Raw genomic sequence first — 20,969 nt, 5'->3', positions numbered from 1 at the left:
CGCTTAGGGAATCTGCCCGGCTTATCGCCCGGCAGAGAATTGTTAGCACTCTCGTGCAGCGAGTGCTAATTATATGGACGGGTTTTGACAAATTCAAGAAGGGGAACCGGACGAATTTTCGGGGCGGGGACGGGGCGGAAAAAGCACGTGGATCCGACAAAAAACCCTTTGAAAACAAACCCCGACAAGCGCCACCCAGCCTTGCCGGCGGGGCCGCGCGGCCCCGGAATCCCATCCAGCCCCGTTTGGACACCGGGAAAGCACGGAGTTCCTGCGATCGGCGGCATCACTCAATAAATTCCGTGGCGGCATCGATTCCGTCCGCCCGCACACGCCATCCGGCGCCCGCCAGTTGCCGCCTGTGCCCCGCCCCGAGGATCCATCGATCCGCATCGAAGCATTCATTTTCATTACGGCGATATTTACGGTTTATCTCGGCACTAAACACGTGTCGGCCCCATCCGTAAGGACGCGGATTACATTCAGTAATTTAGATGCGAATCATTCTCGTTTACATTGACATTCCCATTCGACACTCCTACGATGCGCCGCGTTGCGTTCATCTTCATGCCCTGGCCGATCGGTGCCGAGCGTCCGGACAGCGACCGACAAGCAGGATTCCACACTAATTAGAACCAGGGATTTGATATGAAGTTTGCATCGTTCCAGGGAGACAGCGCCCGTGCCCGGATGCGCCCCGCCGCCTGCGCGGCCATCCTCGCGTGTGCATCGCTCGCGAGCGGCGCGGCGTTCGCCGATGTGCCGGTCGACGCACAACCGGAAGCCCCCGAGGCCGACCTGGCGATCCAGGCGAAGCCGACCAACATGTGGACCGGCATCTGGACGCGCCAGAGCCTGCTCGGCGACATGGGCGGCATCCGCCCGTGGCTCGGCAAGTACGGCGCGACGCTGCAGATCACCGAAACCAGCGAGTACCTCGCGAACCTGCGCGGCGGCCTGAACCGCGGCGGCGCCTACGACGGGCTGACGACCGCCACCCTGACGGTCGACACGCAGAAGGCAATCGGCCTGCCGGGCGGCACGTTCAACGTCAGCGCGCTGCAGATCCACGGCACCAACCTGAGTGCGCGGAACCTCGGCACGCTCAACACCGCGAGCGGCATCGAGGCGCAGGGCACGACGCGCCTGTGGGAGCTGTGGTACCAGCAGTCGTTCCTCGACAAGCGCGTCGACGTGAAGATCGGCCAGCAGAGCCTGGACCAGGAATTCATGGTCAGCACGTATGCGAACACGTTCGTCAACACGATGTTCGGCTGGCCCGCGCTGCCGTCCTACGACCTGCCGAACGGCGGCCCCGCGTATCCGCTCGCGGGCCTCGGCGTGCGCGTACGCGCGCAGATCACGCCGAAACTCACCGCGCTCGCGGGCGTGTTCGACGGCGACCCGCTCGGCAACAACCCGAGCAACCTGAGCGGCACCAACTTCAACCTGCACAACGGTGCGCTCTATATCGGCGAACTGCAGTACGCGCTGAACCAGCCGTCCGACGGCGAAATGGACACCGGCCGCTCGAACGGACTGCCGGGCACCTACAAGATCGGCGTCTGGTATCACAACGGCCGCTTCGCGGATCAGAACGCGGGCACCGACGGGCTGTCGCTCGCGGATCCCGCGTCGAACGGCGACGCGCAGCAGCGTCACGGCAACTACAGCTTCTACGCGGTGGCCGACCAGATGATCTGGCGCCCCGACCCGACCGGCCCGCGCAGCCTCGGCGTGTTTGCACGCGTGATGGGCGCGCCGGGCGACCGCAACCTGGTGAGCTTCTCCGCCAACGCGGGGATCGTGCTGAAGGCGCCGTTCGCAGGCCGCGACAACGACAGCGTCGGCCTCGGCGTCACGTACATCCAGGTCGGCAACCACGTGACCGACCTCGACCAGAGCGCGCGGACGTTCGCGACCGGCCCGTACGGCGTGCGCACCCGCGAGACGACGCTCGAGGCGACCTACCAGTACCAGGTCAACCCGTGGTGGATCGTCCAGGCCGACGCGCAGTACACGTTCAATGCCGGCGCCGGCCAGAACCCGAGCGACGCGACCCAGCCGCTGCGCAACACGTTCGTGCTCGGCGCGCGGACGACGATCACGTTCTGAGCGACGCGCCCACGCCGACCATTTTCGCGCGCCGCCCGGACGGCGCGCTCCCCAGGAGCCCCACATGAATCCATCCGCCCCGCTTCGCCGTCTCGCGACGGGCGCACTGGCCGCCGCCGCGCTGACGGCCGCCGCCGGCGCACTCGCCGAGCCGCAAGGTTTCCTCGAGACCGTGCATCGCCACACCACGCTCGTCAACACGGTGCCGGACAACGGCGACCAGAACCCGTACGCGATCGCGGTCGCGCCGGTGTCGGCCGGCACGATCCAGGCGGGCGACGTGCTCGTCGACAACTTCAACAACGCGGCGAACCTGCAGGGCACCGGCAGCACGATCGTCGACTACCGCCCGTCGACGAAGCAGCTGAGCCTGTTCGCGTCGATCCCGCGCGACCTGAAGGCGTGCCCGGGCGGCGTCGGCCTGTCGACGGCGATGACGATGCTGAAATCCGGCTGGGTGATCGTCGGCAGCACGCCGAGCAACGACGGCACGACCAACACCAAAGGCGCCGGCTGCCTGATCGTGCTCGATCCGCAAGGCAAGATCGCGTCGACGTGGTCGACCCCGAACATCAACGACCCGTGGGGCAACATGGCCGTGGTCGACCGCGGCGACAGCGCGACGCTGTTCGTCAGCATGGCCGGCTTCGGCGTCGGCGGCGCGGACGGCAATCCGCCCGTCTACAAGCAGGCGACGGTACTGCGTCTCGACCTCGACGTGCCGGCCGGCAAGCCGCCCGTCATCAAGCAGGAAACGGTCGTCGCGAGCGGCCTCGGCGCGCAGGCCGACAAGGGCGTGTTCCTGGTCGGCCCGACCGGCCTCGCGCTGTCGGGCGACCAGAAGAAGCTGTACGTGTCGGACGCGATCGGCAACCGCATCGTCGAAATCGACGACCCGCTCACGCGCGACACCAGCGCCGGCGTCGGCCGCCAGGTCACCGCCGACGGCTTCCTGCGCCGCCCGCTCGCGCTCGCCACCGCACCGAATGGCCACCTGCTCGCGACCAACGCGCAGAACGGCCAGGTCGTCGAGATCGACCCGGTCGCCGGCAAGCAGATCTACGCGCGCTGGATCAATACCGACAAGGCGCAATCGCCCCCCGGCAACGGCAACCTGTTCGGCATCGCGATGACGCCCGAAGGCGACGGCTTCTACTACGTCGCGGACGACGTCAACACGCTGCTGCTCGCGAAGTAAGGGAGCCCATCATGGCAGACGATTCCAACCAGCCACCGCGCCCCGCGCGGCGTGGTTTCCTGAAGGCGGGCGGCGCCGCGGTGGCCGCCGGCCTCGCGGCGGCGTCGATCCCGGCCGCGCAGGCCGCGGATGCACCCGCCGCCGCTTCCGCGCCCGCTGCCGCGCATGACGGCGTCGAGCCGTTCTACGGCAAGCACCAGAGCGGCATCACGACGCCGCAGCAGCGCCACGCGTATTTCGCGGCGCTCGACCTGACGACGGCCCAGCGCGCGGATGTCATCGCGCTGCTGAAAACCTGGACCGATGCCGCCGCGCGGATGGCGCGCGGTGATACCGCACAGCCGCTCGCCGCGACGGGCGCCGACGAGGTCGCGCCGGCGGACGGGGGCGACGCGCTCGGCCTCGGCCCCGCGCGCCTGACGATTACGTTCGGCTTCGGCCCCGGCATGTTCGCGCTCGCCGGCAAGGACCGCTACGGCCTCGCGAAGCATCGCCCCGCCGCGCTGGTCGACCTGCCGCGCTTCAACGGCGACCAGTTGCTGCCGGAAAAGACCGGCGGCGACCTGTTCATCCAGGCGTGCGCGGACGACGCGCAGGTCGCGTTCCACGCGGTGCGCCAGCTCGTGCGCCTCGGCGCGAAAGCGACGCAGATGCGCTGGGGCCAGGCCGGCTTCACGTCGGGCAAGCCCGGCGAGACGCCGCGCAACCTGATGGGCTTCAAGGACGGCACGATGAATCCGCCGATGTCCGACCCGGCCGCGATGGACGAATTCGTGTGGGCCGGCAGCGAAGGCCCGGCATGGATGAACGGCGGCACCTACACGGTCGTGCGCCGGATCCGCATCACGCTCGAGCACTGGGACAACACGGAGCTCGGCTTCCAGGAGCAGGTGGTCGGCCGTCACAAGTACAGCGGCGCGCCGCTCGGCCAGAAGCACGAGTTCGAGGCGCTCGATCTCGACGCGGCCGACAAGGACGGCAACCCGGTGATCCCCGACAACGCGCACGCGCGTCTCGCATCGCCGCAGTTGAACAACGGCGCGCAGATCCTGCGCCGCGCGTACTCGTACAACGACAGCACGAACTTCTACATCGAGCGCTGGCCGCCGTGGCGCCAGCAGACCGAGTACGACGCGGGGCTGATGTTCGTCGCGCACCAGCGCGACCCGCGCAAGGGCTTCATTCCGATCAACGAGAAGCTCGCGAAGCTGGACATCATGAACCAGTTCACGACGCACGTCGGCAGCGCGATCTTCGCGTGTCCGCCGGGCGCGCAACCGGGTTCGTACATCGGCGCCGCGCTGTTCGACGCATGACGACACGCAACGCACGCCACGGCACACCTTCCCGGCCCGGCCGGGTGCAACCTGCTGAAAACCACATGAACACTTCACCCGTTAGCCGCCCGCTGCGGCACCTGATTTCGGCGGCGGCCGCCGCGCTGATGCTGACCGGCGCGCTGCACGCCGCGCGCGCGCATGCCGCGACGCTCACGCTGTACAACGCGCAGCACGAGCAGGTCGTCAACCAGCTCGTCAAGGACTTCGAAGCGCAGAGCGGCATCACCGTGAAGGTGCGCTCGGGCGAAGGCCCGGCGCTCGCCGCGCAGCTCGTCGCGGAAGGCGACCGCACGCCGGCCGACGTGTACTTCACCGAGAACTCGCCGGAGCTCGTGCTGCTCGACCGCAAGGGCCTGTTCGCGAAGACCGACGCTGCCACGCTGCAGTCGGTGCCCGCGCGCTTCAACCCGGCCGACGGCAACTGGGTCGGCGTGCTCGCGCGCGAGAACGTGCTCGTCTACAACACCGCGAAAATCCAGCCGCAGCAGTTGCCCGCCTCGCTGCTCGATCTCGCGAAGCCGGAATGGAAGGGCAAGGTCGGCGTCGCGCCGAGCGACGCAGACTTCCTGCCGCTCGTGAGCGCGGTGCTCGCGCTGCACGGCGAAGCCGCGACGCTGCAATGGCTGAAGGGCCTGAAGGCCAACGCGCAGATCTTCGACGACGACGAAGGCGTGACGGCAGCCGTCAACCGCGGCGGCGTGCTGACCGGCATCATCAACAACTACTACTGGGACCGCCTGCACGCCGAGCTCGGCGAAAAGTCGACCCGCAGCGCGATTTACCACTTCGGCAAAGGCGACGTCGGCGGGGCCGTCAACGTGTCGGGCGCCGCGGTGCTGAAGGCGTCGAAGCGCCAGCCGGAAGCGCAGAAGTTCGTCGCGTATCTCGTCAGCGAGCGCGCGCAGAAACTGATGGCCGGCGGCCATATCAGCTTCGAGTATCCGCTGCATCCGGGCGTCGCGCCCGATCCGATCCTGAAGCCGTTCAACGAACTGAGCCCGCCGGCACTGTCGTTCGAACAGCTCGGCGACGACAGCCAGGCCGGCAAGCTGCTGCGCCAGGCAGGCCTGCTCTGACCATGAGCGACGCCGTGTCGCGCACGGCGAGCACCGCACGCGACGGCGAGCCCACCGCGACACGGCGCCGCCCGTCGCGCGCGCTCGTCGCCGCGGCCGCGTGCGGGCCGCTCGCGATCCTGCTGCCGCTCGGCTTCACGCTGTACCGCGCGGCCACCTTCGGCGTCGACGATGCGATCGAGCTGCTGTGGCGCCCGCTCGTCGGCGAACTGCTGGTCAACACGTTGTCGATCACGCTCGCCGCGACCCTCGCGTGCACGCTGCTCGGCACGGCGCTCGCGTGGTTCATCGAGCGCACCGACCTGCCCGCCCGGCCGCTGTGGACCGCGCTCGCGGCCGCGCCGCTCGCGGTGCCGCCGTTCATCACGAGTTACGCGTGGGTGTCGCTGAGCCTCGACCTGCAGGATTTCCTCGGCGCGCTGATCGTGCTGACCTCCGCATACTTCCCGCTCGTCTACCTGCCGGTGGCCGCCGCGCTGCGCGAGCTCGACCCCGCACTGGAGGAAAGCGCACGCACGCTCGGCTGCTCGCCGTCGCATACCTTCTTCCGCGTCGTGCTGCCGCAGCTGCGCCCCGCGCTGTGCGGCGGGATGCTGCTCGTCGCGCTCGGCGTGCTGTCCGAGTTCGGCGCATTCCAGTTGCTGCGCTTTCGCACGTTCACGACCGAGATCTATGCGGAATACCGCACCGCGTTCGACGGCGGCGGCGCATCGCTGCTCGGCTGCGTGCTGATCGCGCTGTGCCTGCTGTGCCTCGCGATCGAGGCACGCGCTCGCGGCCATGCGCGCTACGGTCATACGCACCGCGCCGCGCGCCGCGTCGCGATGCGTTATCCGCTCGGCCGTCTGCGCGGCCCCGTCACCGTCGCGTTCGCCGCGCTCGCGGCGGCGACGCTCGGCGTGCCGCTCGCGATGATCGGCTACTGGCTCACGCAACAGGGCGCGGCCGCCGTCACGCCGGCCGACGTGTCGCCCGAACTGCTGTGGCAGGCCACGCTCGCGTCGTCCGGCTACGGCCTGATGGCGGCAGCCGTCACGACGCTGCTCGCGCTGCCGCTCGCGTTCCTGCTGGTTCGCTATCCGGGCCGCGTCGCGACGCTCCTCGAGCGCACCGCGATGACCGTGCAGGGCGTGCCGGGCATCGTCGTCGCGCTGGCGATCGTGTCGATCACGGTGCGGCTGCTGCAGCCGCTCTACCAGAGCGCACCGGCGCTCGTCGCCGCGTACGCGATCCTGTTCCTGCCGCTGGCGGTCGTCAGCGTGCGCGCCGCGCTGTCGCACGTGCAGGTCCGGCTCGAGGAAACCGCCCGCTCGCTTGGGCTCGGCTGGCGCGCGACGCTCAGGCGCGTGGTGCTGCCGCTCGCGGCGCCCGGCCTCGGCGCGGCCGCGACGATGGTGTTCATCTCGGTCGTGACGGAACTCAACGCGACGCTGCTGCTATCGCCGATCGGCACCCGCACGCTCGCGACGCAGGTATGGAGCGATACGGCGACGCTTGCGTTCGCCGCCGCGGCGCCCTACGCAGCGCTGCTCGTCGCGCTGTCGCTCGGCGCGTCGGGACTGCTGTTCCTGCTGCTCGGCCGCGCGTCGGTGCGCGACTGAGCGCCGCCCTTTTTCCCCGGAGCCGCCCATGAGCGAACTACGCATCCACGGCCTGTCGAAGTCGTTCGGAGCGCATACCGTCCTGCACGACATCGACCTCACGGTGCGGCGCGGCTCGCGCCTCGCGCTGCTCGGCCCGTCCGGCAGCGGCAAGACCACCCTGCTGCGCGTGCTGTGCGGCTTCGAGCGCGCCGAGCGCGGCACCGTCGAAATCGATGGCCGCCGCGTGGCCGCGCCCGACGTGCACCTGCCGCCCGAGCAGCGCCGGATCGGCTACGTGCCGCAGGAAGGCGCGCTGTTCCCGCATCTGTCGGTGGCCGACAACATCGCCTTCGGGCTGCCGCGCGCGGCGCGGCGGCGCCATCATCGCGTCGACGCACTGCTCGAGATGGTCGGGCTACCCGCGTCGTATGCGAGCCGTGCGCCGCAGCAACTGTCCGGCGGACAACAGCAGCGCGTCGCGCTCGATCGTGCGCTTGCGCCCGAGCCGTCGCTCGTGATCCTCGACGAACCGTTCTCCGCGCTCGACACGTCGCTGCGCCACGAAACGCGTAGCGCGGTCGCCGATGCGCTCGCCGCGGCTGGCGCGACCTCGGTGCTCGTCACGCACGACCAGCCCGAGGCGATGACACTCGGCGACGAAGTGGCGGTGATGTGGCACGGGCGGCTCGTGCAGACGGCCGCGCCGCAGACGCTGTACCGGCAGCCGGTCACGCGCGACGTCGCGTCGTTCGTCGGGCAGGCGGTGCTGCTCGCCGGCCGCGTGCGCAACCTGCGCATCGCCTGCGCGCTCGGCGACCTGCCGCTCGTCGCGCCGCTGCCCGACGGGCCGGCCGATGCAATGCTGCGTCCCGAGCAGATCGGCATCGTGCCGGTCACGCACGGCGACGCGGCGCGCGGCCATACGGCGCGTGTCGAAGCCGCGCAGTTCGCGGGCCAGGACGCCGACGTGCTCGTGCGCCTCGATGCCGATGGCGACGTACGCGTGCGCGCACGCGTGCCGGGACACCGGTGTCCGGCCGTCGGCGAACTTGTCGCGCTGGTGGTGGATGGCGCGGTGATGGCGTACGCGCGCTGAGCGGCGCGGGCCGTCGCGATGCGCGCTTACTCGCGCTTACTCGTGTTCAGTCGCGTTCAGTCGCGTTCGCCCGCGTTCAGGCATCGGCGCAGCCCGCCTCCGACAACGGCCGGAAGATCCGGCCCTCCGTCTCGACCGTCGCGCCCAGCAGCCGCGCGAGCCCCTTCGCGCCTTCGCGCATCACGACGTCGTGGTTCCAGCGGAACAGCGGGCGACCGAGCGGCTCCAGCCGGTTCATCCAGCGCACGTGCGTGCGGATGTGCCAGTCGTAGCGCACGATCGTCCGTGCGCCGTCGGCGACGAACGACCAGCATCCGTCGCCTTCGATCGCGCCGCTCGCGCGGCCTTCGAGCACATGCGGCGGCTCGACGCGTCGCACGCGCATGTCGAAGGTCAACCGGTACGGCAGCGCCCCCTTCCACGTGTACCGGTGCAGCGCGCCGACGCCACGCGCGTCGCCCGGTTCGATCTCGACGGTGCTCACGGCACCCTTCCACCAGGCGGGCCAGCGGTCGACCTGGTAGATCGCGTCCCACACCGCCGCGAGCGGCGCGTCCACGCGCCAGGTCGTCGAGAACCGGTATTCCGCCATGCAGCCTCCGGCATGCCCGTCACGGGCATGAGTCAGCACACCGCTCAGGGTGCGAAGAAGCGTTCGGGAAACGCGACATCGATTTCGATGTCGTCGAGCGTCACGGTTTCGAGCGGCACGTCGTCATCGTCCGCGAAGCTGACGACCTTCAGCGGAAAGCCGTCCTCGGTATCGAGCCACAGCCGGTAGCGATGCACGCCGTCGACCGCGTGCGCGGGCGCGCCCGTGACCGACACGCGCAGCGCGGTCCGGCCGCCGACGGCCTCCTCGCCTTCGGTCACCGTCGCGCCGCCTTCCTGCAGCGCATGAACGTTGCGCAGCAGCTCGCCGACGTCCGACCGGTCGACCCGGTGGCCGCTGCGGTCGCGCACGAGCGGATTGGACGGCGACAGCGTCAGCGCGGGCGGCGCATGCACGCCGAACGGACGCAACCGCACCTTGCCGTCGCCGGGATCGTACGCGAGCACCGCGCCGTGGTGCGGCGACACGAAATCCATCCGGACGAAGCCCGGTTTCAGGTACGCGTAATGGATTTCGGTGCGCTCGCCGCTGCGTGCGGACGAGCGGATCGTCGCGCGATACGAGCGGACGTGGTCGAAATGCGCCTGCGCAACGGTCACGGGATCGGCGGTCATGCTCGCTCCTATCAGGCTCGCGGCCAGCAACGCGGCGATCACGGCGCCGCCTCGACATCGAGCACGCCTTCCATCCCGCGCTCGCGATGGCTCCTGAAAAACAGCAGCCGATGCGTGCAATAGTAGGCGAACCGGCCCGGCTGCGCCGGCGTGAACCGAAACGTCTTCGGCGTCGTGCCGAGCTCGGTGCGCACCGCGATGCCGGCCTGCGGCGCATCGATTTCGAAACTGTGCGGCACCGGGCCGGGCTCGGCCGACACGGTCAGCTCGACCGGCACGTGCGCCCGCACGATCACGTGGTTCGGTCGGAAGAAATAGCTGCCGCCGACGATCGCCACCCGTTGCACGCCGTCGGCGTCGACGGGCACGCGCAGCGGCGCATCGCCGTCCGCGTGAGCAAGCGCGGTGCCCGCGGCGAGCGCCGCCAGCACCAGCATCGGCACGAGCCGCTTCGTCATCGTCGTCTTCATCACCTGCTCCCTGCCGGCGGCGGCGCGCGCGTCACCCCTTCCACGCGTCGGTCGGGCCGCCGAGTTCGCCGCATGCGTCGATCGCGAGTTCGCGCAGGCGCCGTTCGTCGCCCTGGCCGGACAATGCGTAACCCATCCCGCGATCCGACCAGAAATACGTATAGCGGTCGCCGGCCGACATCGCCTGCGGCGCGAGGCGCCGTGTGTCGTAGGCCGTCATGTACAGCGTCACGCGCGCGCCGTCCGCGCGCTGGTACATGAGTTGCGCGGCCGGCCCCGCTTCGCCGGGAAGCAGCCGGCCGCCGAGCAACTGGTAACCGTATTCGTCGAGCGACGGCGCATGCACGGGCCGCCCGAGACGCGCGGACAGCCACGCGACGAGATGGTCAGGATCGCCCGCACCGACCTCGACCGGATGGTCGCGGTCGGCCACGTACGTCGCATAGGCGACATCCGCGCGCGCGGCGAACGCCGGTTCACCGCCGAACGCCACCCAGCCCGCATGCAGCGCGACACCGATCAGCAGCCCGGCCGCGAGCCCCGCGAATGCATAGGCGATCCCGCGCCGGCGCGGCGCACGGCGTTGCACGAACAGCGCGGGCGCGGCGGCCGGCAGCGGGAACAGCGCCTGCAGCGCGTCGCGCTGCGCCCGATAGTGCGCGAATCGTTCGGCCTCCTCCGGATCGGCCAGCACGCGCTCGAGCACCTCGCGACGCTCGTGCCCGGACAGCTCGCCGTCCAGCAACGCGGACAGCAGTTGCGCCGACGCATCGTCGTCCCGCTCGTTCGAAGGCTTGTGCGGTTCGTCCATCATGTCTTCCCGATCACCCGTAATGCAGCCGTGCCGTGCGCCGGCGGCTCGTCGGACAACAGCGCGCGCATCTGCCCGCGCGCCCGTGCAAGCCGCGACATCACCGTCCCCACCGGGACGCCGAGCACCGCCGCGGCATCGCGATAGCTCAATTCCTCGAGCGCGACCAGCAGCAGCACCTCGCGCTGTTCGACCGGCAGCCGGTACAGCGCGCGCTGCACGTCGCGCAGCACCAGCCCGCCGATTTCGCCGGCCGGCGCGGCCATCGTCTGCCACGGCGCCGTCGCATCGTCGACCGCGATCTCGTGCCGCGCGCGCAACTGGTCGATGAAGCGGTGCCGCAGCAGCGTCAGCAGCCATGCGCGCAGGTTGCCGCCGTCGCGCGGCGGGCGGTTCAGCGCACGCTCGAGCGTGTCCTGCACGAGATCGTCTGCCCAGGCCCGGTCACCCGTCAGTGCACGCGCATAACGCGTGAGATGCGGCAACCACACCAGCAGATCCGATTCGTAGCTCATCAGGATGCCTCGCGCACCACCCCACCGCCCGTCGTCACGGACGCGCGACGTGCCACATGCCGCCGATCCCGTCGCCGCCCGCGTCGCCGGGCTTGTGATCCAGCTTCCAGCGATACAGCGGGCGCCCGCGGTATGCCCATTGCTTGCTGCCGTCGTCGCGCGCGACGAGGCTCAGCGCACCCACTGGCTTGTCGTACGCGTCGGCGCGCGCAGGCGGCCAGTTCGCCGCGCACCCGCTTTCGCACGCGCTCTTGCCGGGCGCATCGCGATCGAACACGTACAGCGTCATGTGATCTTCGTCGACCAGCTTTCCGTCGCCGGCGCGCGGAGGTTCCGCGGCGGCCGGACGCACGATTGACGCCGTCAGCGCGGCGGCGACGAGTATCCGTTTCATGCCCTTTCTCCTTGACACGGCATCGCGACACGGCGGCACCGGCCGGGATGATCGGCTTCGTCACGACCATTATCCCGCCGGCCGGCGCTGCCGGGATTCGGTATGTAAACGGATGGAGGCGACCGGTTATTCCACGCCGGCCGGCGAGCGTCGTCTTCGGCAGCGGAAGCCATTCGTGCGACGAAAGAAAAAAGGGACGCCAAAAGACAACGCGGCATGACATCGCTGTCATGCCGCGTTGTGCGGCCCGTTGCGCACGGCGGCCGATCCGGCTCCGCCGTGCGTGCGCGGCCCGTTACTTCGGCAGTGCGCCCGTCAGCGACTGGAGCAGCGATGACACCGGCGCGAGCGGGTTGCCCGGCGCGCTGTTGCCCGAGTGCGGCGTGACCGACAGGCCCGGCGCGGAGCCGAGCGTCGTGCCCACCGTCGTGCCGACCGCGTTGACGACCGTCGCCGTCGCGTTGGCGCCCGTCGTCAGCAGCGAGCCGACTGCGCCCGCCGTGCCGCCGGCCGCGTTCGCGCCCGAGCCGAGCAGGCTGCCGCCCGCCGCGGCCGTCGAACCGGCCGCGCCCGACAGCGCGCCGGCTGCCTGCCCGAGGGCCACCGGACCGTTCGCCAGTGCGCCCGTCACCGAACCGAGCGCACCGGTCAGTGCGCCGGCCGGGTTGCTGCCGCCCGTCAGGCCGCTCACGAGGTTCGTGATCGGTGCGATCGGGTTGCTGCCCGCCGCGCCCGACAGCGTGCCGACGACCTGGTTCACGACGCCTTGCACCGGCGCCAGCGGGTTCGAGCCGCCGAGGTTGCCGAGCGTACCGACCACCTGGTTCACGACGCCTTGTACCGGCGCCAGCGGGCTCGAGCCGCCGAGGTTGCCGAGTGCACCCACGACGGAACCGACCGCGTTGCCCAGTGCGTTCGTGGCCGTGCCGACCGCGTTGCTGTTGCCGAGCGTGCCGACGACCTGGTTCACGACGCCCTGCACCGGCGCCAGCGGGTTCGAGCCGCCGAGGTTGCCGAGTGCGCCCGTCACCGAGCCCAGTGCGCCGGTCAGCGCGCCGGCTGCGTTGCCGCCCGTCGGCAGCGCGTTCTGCAGGCCGCTGACGAGGTTCGTGATCGGCGTGATCGGGCTACCGCCACCGGCGCCGGACAGCGTGCCGACGACCTGGTTCACGACGCCTTGCACCGGCGCCAGCGGGCTTCCCGCGCCGCCGAGCGTGCCGGCGAGCTGCGTGACGACGCCCTGCACCGGCGCCAGCGGACTTCCCGCGCCGCCGACGTTGCCGAGCGTGCCCGTGATCGTGTTGACCGCGTTGCTCAGTGCGCCGGCCGGGTTGCCGCTGCCGAGCGTACCCGTGACCTGGTCGACGACGCTCTGGATCGGCGCCAGCGGGTTCGAGCCGCCGCCGATGCCGCCCAATGCGCCCGTCACCGTGCCGAGGGCGCCGGTCAGTGCGCCGGCCGGGTTGCCGCTACCGAGCGTGCCCGTGACCTGGTTCACGACGCCTTGTACCGGTGCCAGCGGGTTCGAGCCGCCGCCGATGCCGCCCAATGCGCCCGTCACCGTGCCGAGGGCGCCGGTCAGTGCGCCGGCCGGGTTGCCGCTGCCGAGCGCGCCCGTGACCTGGTTCACGACACCTTGAACCGGCGCCAGCGGGTTCGAGCCGCCGCCGATGCCGCCCAATGCACCCGTGACCGTGCCGAGCGCGCCGGTCAGTGCGCCGGCCGGATTGCCGCTGCCGAGGGCACCCGTGACCTGGTTCACGACACCTTGAACCGGCGCCAGCGGGTTCGAGCCGCCGCCGATACCGCCCAATGCACCCGTGACCGTACCGAGAGCGCCGGTCAATGCACCTGCCGGGTTGCCGCTACCGAGCGCACCCGTCACTTGATTCACGACGCCTTGTACCGGCGCCAGCGGGTTCGAGCCGCCGCCGATACCGCCGAGCGCACCCGTTGCCGTACCGAGTGCGTTGCTCAGTGCCCCGGTCGCCGTGTTCAGCGCACCGGTCAATGCACCTGCCGGGTTGCCGCCACTGAGCGCACCCGTCACTTGATTCACGACGCCCTGAACCGGCGCCAGCGGATTCGTGCCACCACCGATGGAGCCCAGAGCACCCAGTGCCCCCGTCACGTTGCCGAGCGCACCGGTCAACGTGCCTGCCGGATTGCCGGCACCCAGTTCACCGGCCACCGTACCGAGTGCACCCGTCAACGCCCCGGCCGGGTTGCCGTTATTGAGCGCCGTCGTCACTTGATTGACGACACCTTGAACCGCCCCCAGCGGGTACGAACCGCCGCCGACATTATCCAGCGCGCCGGTCACTGTGCCGAGTGCGCCGGTCAGTGCGCCTACCGGGTTACCGCTACCGAGCGCGCCCGTCACTTGATTGACGACACCTTGAACCGGCGCCAGCGGGTTCGAACCACCGCCGATACCGCCCAGTGCGCCCGTCACCGTGCCAATGGCACCGGTCAGTGCGCCGGCCGGGTTGCCGCCACCGAGCGCCCCCGTTACCTGATTGACGACGCCTTGAACCGGCGCCAGCGGGTTCGAACCACCGCCGATACCGCCCAGTGCGCCCGTCACCGTGCCAATGGCACCGGTCAACGCACCTGCCGGGTTGCCGCCACCGAGCGCACCCGTCACTTGATTGACGACACCTTGTACCGGCGCCAGCGGATTCGAGCCGCCGCCGACACCGCCCAGTGCGCCGGTCACCGTGCCAAGTGCACCGGTCAACGCGCCTGCCGGGTTGCCGCTACCCAGCGCACCCGTCACTTGATTGACGACACCTTGTACCGGCGCCAGCGGATTCGAGCCTCCGCCGATACCGCCCAGTGCACCCGTCACCGTGCCAAGTGCGCCGGTCAACGCGCCTGCCGGGTTGCCGCCACCGAGCGCACCCGTCACTTGATTGACGACACCTTGTACCGGCGCCAGCGGATTCGAGCCTCCGCCGATACCGCCCAGTGCGCCGGTCACCGTGCCAATTGCACCGGTCAACGCACCTGCCGGGTTGCCGCCGCTCAGCGCACCCGTCACCTGATTCAGCACACCCTGGACCGGCGCGAGCGGCTGCACCGTGCCGCCGCCACCGCCGAGTGCGCCCGTCACCGCCCCCACGGCGCCCGACAGCACCTGGCCGGGATCGCCCAGCGACGTCTGGATCGCGCCAGCCCCGCCTGCCGCCACGGTGACCGAGCCCAGCGGCGACGTCCCCGTCGCGACCAATCCGACCGACACGCTGTTCGTCGGCGGGTTGACGATCACTTGCGGAATCGGCAGCGCATCAAGGGCCCCCGCCATCGCCGAACCCGAAGCCAGTACCCCGAACACCGTCGCGACCGACAGCGCCACACCCGTCAATTTCAAATTGTGTCCCATCTTTATTGTCCCCATCTCGGTTGGCACAACGTTGATAAAGCATGGGGACGGATTGCACGAAGCGTGCCAATTCGAAAAACGGGATTGATTCGTCTGCCTATTGACTGGCAATAACGCTTTTTTAATCGATTTCAGGCGAAATTCACGGCCTTTACGCCGCAATCATCTGACGAAAATGGCCGACTGAACGCGGATGTAACGTAACGTTTGCGAGCCCCGTGGTAACGTGTTCCGGTACATTCCGCGTAACACCGGAACATCCGCTGCAACGACGTGCCACACCGCCACGAGCAGCTTCCCATTACGCATTTCACCAATATGAAAATGCATTGTTAAATCGCCGATTTGCTGATTTTCTTTATTTCGCGATTATCTTTCTTGCCGATTACGCAGATCATTTCCGACTGCGTGATTTCCGATAATTCGGATAGCAGATTGAAACATTGTGAAGGCCGGCGCGCGCGACGCAGCGCGCGCCGCCGGATCAGCCGAAGCGCGCGGGCCGGTACGGATGGGGATCGATATAGGTCGGCGCGCCCGTGATCATTTCGGCGAGCAGGCGGCCGCTTGCGGGGCCGAGCGTGAGCCCGTGATGGCAATGACCGAACGCGAACCACAGGTGGCGATGGCGCGGCGCGGGCCCGATCACCGGGCGCATGTCGGGCGTGCAAGGCCGCATCCCGAGCCACGGCTCGGGATCGAGCCGCTCGCCGATGCCGAACGCGTCGCGCGCCAGCGGCTCGGCGCGCGCGAGCTGCACGCCGGTCGGCGGTGCGCCGCGCAGCGCGATCTCGACACCGGTGGTGAGCCGCAGGCGGCCGCCTTCCATCGGCGCGACGACGAAACCTGCCTCGGTATCGCACACGGGCACGTTCAACGGCGCGCGCGTGGGCCGGTAATGCATGTGATAGCCGCGCTTCGCGCGCAGCGGAATCCGGTAGCCGAGCGGCTCGAAGACGTGATCGGACCACGGCCCGAGCGCCACCACGGCCGAGCGCGCCGAGATCGGCCCGTGCTCGGTACCGACCTGCCAGCCGCCATCGACCTGCACGAGCGTCCGGGCATCGCCGAGCGCGAATGTGCCGCCGTCGCGCTCGAACAGCCGCGCGTAGGCCTTGGTCAGCCCGCCCGGGCTCGACACGGTCTTCGGGTCCTGCCAGTGGAACGCGCCGCAGAACGCGTCGCCGATACCGGGCTCGCGCGCCCGCAACGCACCCGCGTCGAGCACGGTCATCCGCAGCCCGTGCGCGTCGGCCACGCGCTGCTGCGCGCGCGTTTCCGCATCGAACAGCGCGGGCGAACGGAACGCCTCGATCCACCCGCCGTCGTGCACGAGCGGCTGCGCATCGGTGCGCGCGAGCAGCGCGTCGTGCTCGACCACGCTCGCCGCGACGAGCGGCAACAGGTCGCGCGCGGCGGCCGCGAGCCGCTGCGGCGACGATTCGCGCCAGAAGCGCGCGAGCCAGCCCGCATACGCGGGCAGCGCGCGGTAGTCCCAGTAGAGATCGACCGAGCGGTTGCGCGCATAGCGCAGCAGCGTGCCGAGCCGGCGTGGAAACGCGTATGGCACGACCGACGAGCGCTCGATCAGCCCCGCATTGCCGTGGCTCGTTTCCTCGCCGGGCGCGCGCCGGTCGACGAGCGCGACGCGCAGCCCGCGATCCTGCAGATGCAGCGCCGACGACACGCCGACGATGCCGGCCCCCAGAACGATGACGTCGAAATCCATGGTTCCCCGTACTGCGTCGAGATTCGATGCGACACGCACCGGCGCGGCGGCCGGCGCACGGCGGTCATGACGATTACTTCGAGACGATGTCGCGCTTGAAGTACTTCTGCGACAGCGCGCTGAGCGTGCCGTCCTTCTTCAGCGCGTCGAGCGCGCCGACGATCTTCGCCTGCAGCGCCTTGTCGTTCTTGCGCATCCCGAAGCCCGTGCCTTCACCGAGCGTCGCCGGATCCTTCAGCGGCTCGCCGACGATCTGGTAGTCACGGCCGGCCGGCTTGTCGAGGAAACCGTCCTGCGCGGTCTGCGCTTCCTGCACAGCCGCGTCGAGACGACCCGCGACGAGATCCGCATAGATCTGGTCCTGATCCTGGTACGACACGACGGCCACGCCCGCGTTGGCCCAGTGCGCCTTCAGGAAATCCTCCTGCGACGAGCCCTGCAGCACGCCGACGTGCTTGCCGCGCAGGCTCGCGACGTCGGGCCGCAGCGGCGAGCCGTGCTTGGCGATCATCACGATCGGCACCACGTAGATCGCCGGCGTGAAGTCGATGCTCTGCCGGCGCTTCGACGTGATGTTCATCGCCGAGTTGATCGCGTCGAACTTGCGTGCCTGCAGCGCCGGGATCAGGCCGTCGAACGCATTCTCGACCCACACGCATTTCATGTTCAGCTTCGCGCACACCGCGTTGCCGATGTCGACGTCGAAACCCTGCAGCTGGCCGGCCGGCGTCTTGCTCTCGAACGGCGGATAGGCGGCTTCGATCCCGAAGCGCAACGTGGTCTGTTCCGCATGGGCCGTGACGGCCGCGCAGGCAAGCGCCGCGGCGGCGCAAAGGGAGAGCTTCCAGTTCATGACGGTCCTTCCGTTCCGGATTGAGGCGATGAAGATCGGTGCACGACGCCCCGGGCCGGGCGCCGGGTCGGCATTCGAAGCAGGCGGCCGCCATGCGGCGATGCGTCGAGACCTGCACGCGAAATATAGACTAAAAGTCTACTATAGACTATAGGGGATACGAGAATCGTGCCCTGATACGCGACGTCGAAAATTCGCCACCTATCCTTAATCCCCTTGATTTACCTGCGATTTTTCCTAACCACGCGACGGCACGACATCTCGAAAAGAAAAATTCTCCCGATTTTTCTTGTCTATATTAGACTTTTCGTCCATCACGAACACTGCCGGACACCGTCGATCGAGACTGTCCTGTCCGGCCCCGACCGGAGATGTCCCCATGACGCAAACCGCCCCGACCCTGCCGCTGACCGTCGACGAAGCCGCGGTGCGCGCGGCCCTGCCGTCGCTCGACGTGCTCGGCACGCTGCGCAGCATGTTCGCGTCGCTCGCCGCGGCGCGCGCGGTGCAGCCGCCGCAAACGCTGACGCTGTTTCCCGACCAGGCCGGCGACTTCATCACGTATCTCGGCGCGCTCGCCGACGCGCACGTATTCGGCGCGAAGCTGTCGCCGTATGTCGTGACGGGCGGCAAGCCCGACGGGGGACCAATCGTCACCGCGTGGACCGCGCTGATGTCGATGCGCACGGGCCAGCCGCTGATGTGGTGCGACGCCGGCCTGCTGACCGTCGAGCGCACGGCCGGCACGACCGCGCTCGCGGTCGACTGCCTCGCGCCGCGCGCCGCGCGCCATCTCGCGATCGTCGGCGCGGGCGCGGTCGGCCTCGCGCACCTGCGGCACACGGCGGGCTTGCGCGACTGGGAGACGATCCGCGTGTACTCGCCGTCGCTCGCCGGCGACGCGGCGCAGCACGCGGCGCTCGCGCAACTCGATCCGCGTGCGCGCGCCGCGGCGAGCGTCGAAGCCTGCGTGCGCGACGCGGACGTCGTGATGCTGTGCACGTCGTCCGGCACGCCCGTGCTCGGCGACGGGATGCTCACGCGCCCCGCGCTCGTCACGTCGATCAGCACGAACGTCGCGCGCGCCCACGAGATCCCGCCCGCCTGGCTGCCCGACATGGACGTGTACTGCGACTACCGGCATACGACGCCCGCGAGCGCCGGCGAGATGCAGATCGCGGCGGCCGAACACGGCTGGGACGCCGCGCGGATCGCCGGCGACCTGCCCGCGCTCGTCGCCGGCACCTGCCCGGCACCGTCGTATGCCCGTCACGCGTTCTTCCGCTCGATCGGCCTCGGGCTCGAGGACATCGCGATCGCGCACGCGCTGTACACGCACCTGGCACGCGCATGAGCGGCACGCGCGCGCGGGGCCGATACAATGGCGCAACCGCCGCGGCGGCCGCGCGCGGGCGCACGGGCATGCCGGCCAACGGTACGCCGGCACGCCGGCCCGATGCGCTGCCCGGCCCCCGCCCACCCGAGATGGCGAACCCGATGCGCAAGAAGAAATCCCCCGTCAAAGACCTGCTGCTCACCCGCTATGCGCCGATCGCCGACGGTATCGCCGCACTGTTCTTCCCGTACGCGGAAGTCGTGATCCACGACCTGCACGACCAGACCGTGCTGTATCTCGCGAACAACCTGTCGAAGCGCGAGGTCGGCGACGATTCCGCGCTCGAGGAAATCGATCATTCCGCGCGCGAGCGCGTGATCGGCCCGTACGAGAAGCTGAACTGGGACGGACGGCGGATGCGCTGCGTGAGCAACGTGCTGTTCGACGACGAAGGCCGCCCGGCCGGGATGATGTGCATCAACTTCAACATCGCGGTGTTCGACGAGGTGCGCGCGACGCTCGACCTGTTCATCAAGGGCGCGGGCGTCGTCGCGCAGCCGGACGAGCTGTTCCGCGACGACTGGCAGGAGCGCATCAACACGTTCCTGCACGGCTGGCTGCGCGAGCGGCAGGTCGGGCTGAACGGGCTCACGCGCGAGCACCGGCGCGAGCTCGTCGAAGCGCTTTACGCGGAAGGCGCGTTCCGCGGCAAGAGCGCGGCGAACTATGTCGCGAACGTGCTCGGAATGGGCCGCGCGACGGTCTACAAGCACCTCAAGCACCTGAAGGAAACGCAGGGCGACGCGTAAGCGAACCACCCTTCGGGCAGATTCGCCGCCGCATACGGCGACGGCCGGGCATCGGCATTCGCTATCGGGACGCCGCTTCCGTGTCTATGCTTCGTGATACGCCGGGCGCCCGTTTCATATGACCGCATGGCCGCCCGGCCAGGACGAAACGTCGAAGTACAAAATGATATAGTCCCGGTTACATTTTTTTGCTGCCCGGAATTGCCCATGACGACCGCTCCCGCCCCGACTGCCCGCCCGACCCTGACCGTCGAAATCTGGTCCGACCTGATCTGCCCGTGGTGCTGGATCGGCAAGCGCCGCTTCGACGAGGCGCTCGCCGCGTTCGCGCACGCCGACCGCGTCGACGTCGCGCTGCGCGCGTACCGGCTGATGCCCGGCCAGCCCGTCGAGCCGGTCGAGGCGATGCTCGCCGGCAAGTACCGGATGTCGCCCGCGCAGGTCGACCAGATGCTGCGCCAGGTGACCGATGCGGCCGCGAGCGTCGGGCTGCGCTACGACCTGCCCGGCACGCTCGTCGGCGATACGCTCGACGGCCACCGGCTCGTGAAGCTCGCGGAAGCGACGGGCCGCGCGCACGCGCTGACCGAGCGGCTGTACCGCGCGTATTTCTGCGAGCACGGCTCGCTGTTCGATCACGCCGAGCTGACCGAATTCGCGGTCGAAGCGGGGCTCGAGCGCTCGGCCGTCGAAGCCGTGCTGCGCAGCGACCTGTACCGCGCCGAAGTCGAGGCCGATGCCGCCCGCGCCGCGCAGATCGGCGGCCGCGGCGTGCCGCTGTTCGTGTTCGGCGGCCGCTATGCGGTGTCGGGCGCGCAACCGGCCGACGCGTTCGCGCAGGCGCTCGACCAGGCATGGCGCGACGGCATCGTCGAACTCGACGGCGGCGACGCAGCCGCGTGCGGCCCCGATGGCTGCGAACTGCCGGCGCGCTCGTAACGCCCGTCGCCTCCATCGCGCGCGTCCCGCCCGGACGCGCGACTACGCATCGCTGCTGCCACAAACCGGCAGGAAGCCCGCGCCGAGGGGGTC

The 20,969-nt window shown here is 69.7% G+C and carries 18 protein-coding genes; 9 read left to right on the top strand and 9 right to left on the bottom strand.

Annotated elements, in window-relative coordinates:
* The first annotated feature begins 648 nt into the window (after positions 1-648).
* The 6 genes from CFB39_RS04260 to CFB39_RS04235 all read left to right on the top strand — a co-directional run bounded on the left by CFB39_RS04260 (position 649) and on the right by CFB39_RS04235 (position 8,408).
* Positions 649-2,115, top strand: coding sequence for a carbohydrate porin (locus tag CFB39_RS04260; protein ID WP_089472257.1), 1,467 nt, complete (start codon positions 649-651; stop codon positions 2,113-2,115).
* A gap of 64 nt (positions 2,116-2,179) precedes the next feature.
* A complete protein-coding gene (locus CFB39_RS04255; RefSeq protein ID WP_089430694.1) occupies positions 2,180-3,313 on the top strand; it encodes a hypothetical protein in 1,134 nt (377 codons plus the stop codon).
* Positions 3,314-3,324: 11 nt separating this feature from the next.
* Positions 3,325-4,629 carry an iron uptake transporter deferrochelatase/peroxidase subunit gene (efeB, locus tag CFB39_RS04250; protein WP_089472256.1) on the top strand — a complete coding sequence of 435 codons (1,305 nt, stop codon included), beginning with the start codon at positions 3,325-3,327 and terminating at the stop codon, positions 4,627-4,629.
* 65 nt (positions 4,630-4,694) lie between these two features.
* Positions 4,695-5,729 carry an iron ABC transporter substrate-binding protein gene (locus CFB39_RS04245; protein ID WP_089472255.1) on the top strand — a complete coding sequence of 345 codons (1,035 nt, stop codon included), beginning with the start codon at positions 4,695-4,697 and terminating at the stop codon, positions 5,727-5,729.
* A gap of 2 nt (positions 5,730-5,731) precedes the next feature.
* The gene (locus CFB39_RS04240; RefSeq protein ID WP_089472254.1) at positions 5,732-7,330 is read left to right on the top strand and encodes an iron ABC transporter permease; all 1,599 of its coding nucleotides are present in this window, start codon (positions 5,732-5,734) and stop codon (positions 7,328-7,330) included.
* Positions 7,331-7,358: 28 nt separating this feature from the next.
* Positions 7,359-8,408, top strand: coding sequence for an ABC transporter ATP-binding protein (locus tag CFB39_RS04235; RefSeq protein ID WP_089472253.1), 1,050 nt, complete (start codon positions 7,359-7,361; stop codon positions 8,406-8,408).
* A 76-nt stretch (positions 8,409-8,484) separates the two neighbouring features.
* On the opposite strand, the gene CFB39_RS04230 is transcribed toward CFB39_RS04235, so the two are convergent.
* From CFB39_RS04230 to CFB39_RS04185, 9 genes are all read right to left on the bottom strand, one after another.
* A complete protein-coding gene (locus CFB39_RS04230) occupies positions 8,485-9,000 on the bottom strand; it encodes an SRPBCC family protein (protein WP_089424644.1) in 516 nt (171 codons plus the stop codon).
* A gap of 44 nt (positions 9,001-9,044) precedes the next feature.
* A complete protein-coding gene (locus CFB39_RS04225; RefSeq protein ID WP_089472252.1) occupies positions 9,045-9,677 on the bottom strand; it encodes a DUF1571 domain-containing protein in 633 nt (210 codons plus the stop codon).
* A complete protein-coding gene (locus CFB39_RS04220) occupies positions 9,674-10,105 on the bottom strand; it encodes a quinol oxidase (protein ID WP_179257643.1) in 432 nt (143 codons plus the stop codon). Before CFB39_RS04220 ends, CFB39_RS04225 begins: the two co-directional genes overlap by 4 nt.
* Positions 10,106-10,136: 31 nt before the next feature.
* Complete coding sequence (locus CFB39_RS04215; RefSeq protein WP_089472251.1) at positions 10,137-10,919, bottom strand: anti-sigma factor; 783 nt, start codon at positions 10,917-10,919, stop codon at positions 10,137-10,139.
* Positions 10,916-11,431, bottom strand: a complete 516-nt coding sequence (locus tag CFB39_RS04210; RefSeq protein ID WP_089472250.1) for a sigma-70 family RNA polymerase sigma factor — start codon at positions 11,429-11,431, stop codon at positions 10,916-10,918. The genes CFB39_RS04215 and CFB39_RS04210 overlap by 4 nt, the downstream gene beginning before the upstream one ends.
* A gap of 34 nt (positions 11,432-11,465) precedes the next feature.
* Positions 11,466-11,825 carry a hypothetical protein gene (locus tag CFB39_RS04205; RefSeq protein ID WP_089472249.1) on the bottom strand — a complete coding sequence of 120 codons (360 nt, stop codon included), beginning with the start codon at positions 11,823-11,825 and terminating at the stop codon, positions 11,466-11,468.
* A gap of 295 nt (positions 11,826-12,120) precedes the next feature.
* Complete coding sequence (locus tag CFB39_RS04200; protein ID WP_089472248.1) at positions 12,121-15,210, bottom strand: hypothetical protein; 3,090 nt, start codon at positions 15,208-15,210, stop codon at positions 12,121-12,123.
* Between the two features lie 484 nt (positions 15,211-15,694).
* Positions 15,695-16,939 carry an FAD-binding oxidoreductase gene (locus tag CFB39_RS04190; RefSeq protein ID WP_089472247.1) on the bottom strand — a complete coding sequence of 415 codons (1,245 nt, stop codon included), beginning with the start codon at positions 16,937-16,939 and terminating at the stop codon, positions 15,695-15,697.
* Positions 16,940-17,012: 73 nt separating this feature from the next.
* Entirely contained in the window at positions 17,013-17,792 is a 780-nt protein-coding gene (locus CFB39_RS04185; protein WP_089424638.1) for an ABC transporter substrate-binding protein, read from the bottom strand.
* Between the two features lie 379 nt (positions 17,793-18,171).
* On the opposite strand from CFB39_RS04185, the gene CFB39_RS04180 reads away from it, so the two are divergent.
* From CFB39_RS04180 to CFB39_RS04170, 3 genes are all read left to right on the top strand, one after another.
* Entirely contained in the window at positions 18,172-19,146 is a 975-nt protein-coding gene (locus tag CFB39_RS04180; protein ID WP_089472246.1) for an ornithine cyclodeaminase family protein, read from the top strand.
* Positions 19,143-19,937: a transcriptional regulator gene (locus CFB39_RS04175; protein ID WP_089472245.1), complete on the top strand. Its 795-nt coding sequence runs from the start codon at positions 19,143-19,145 to the stop codon at positions 19,935-19,937. Before CFB39_RS04180 ends, CFB39_RS04175 begins: the two co-directional genes overlap by 4 nt.
* A gap of 207 nt (positions 19,938-20,144) precedes the next feature.
* On the top strand, positions 20,145-20,876 hold the full coding sequence (locus CFB39_RS04170) for a DsbA family oxidoreductase (protein ID WP_089472244.1): 732 nt from the start codon (positions 20,145-20,147) through the stop codon (positions 20,874-20,876).
* The last annotated feature ends 93 nt before the right edge of the window (positions 20,877-20,969 follow it).

It is taken from the genome of Burkholderia sp. AU6039, from assembly GCF_002223365.1.
GTDB lineage: Bacteria > Pseudomonadota > Gammaproteobacteria > Burkholderiales > Burkholderiaceae > Burkholderia.
The sequence above is the reverse complement of the archived record's forward strand: the minus strand, read 5'-3'. Positions and strand labels throughout refer to the sequence as shown.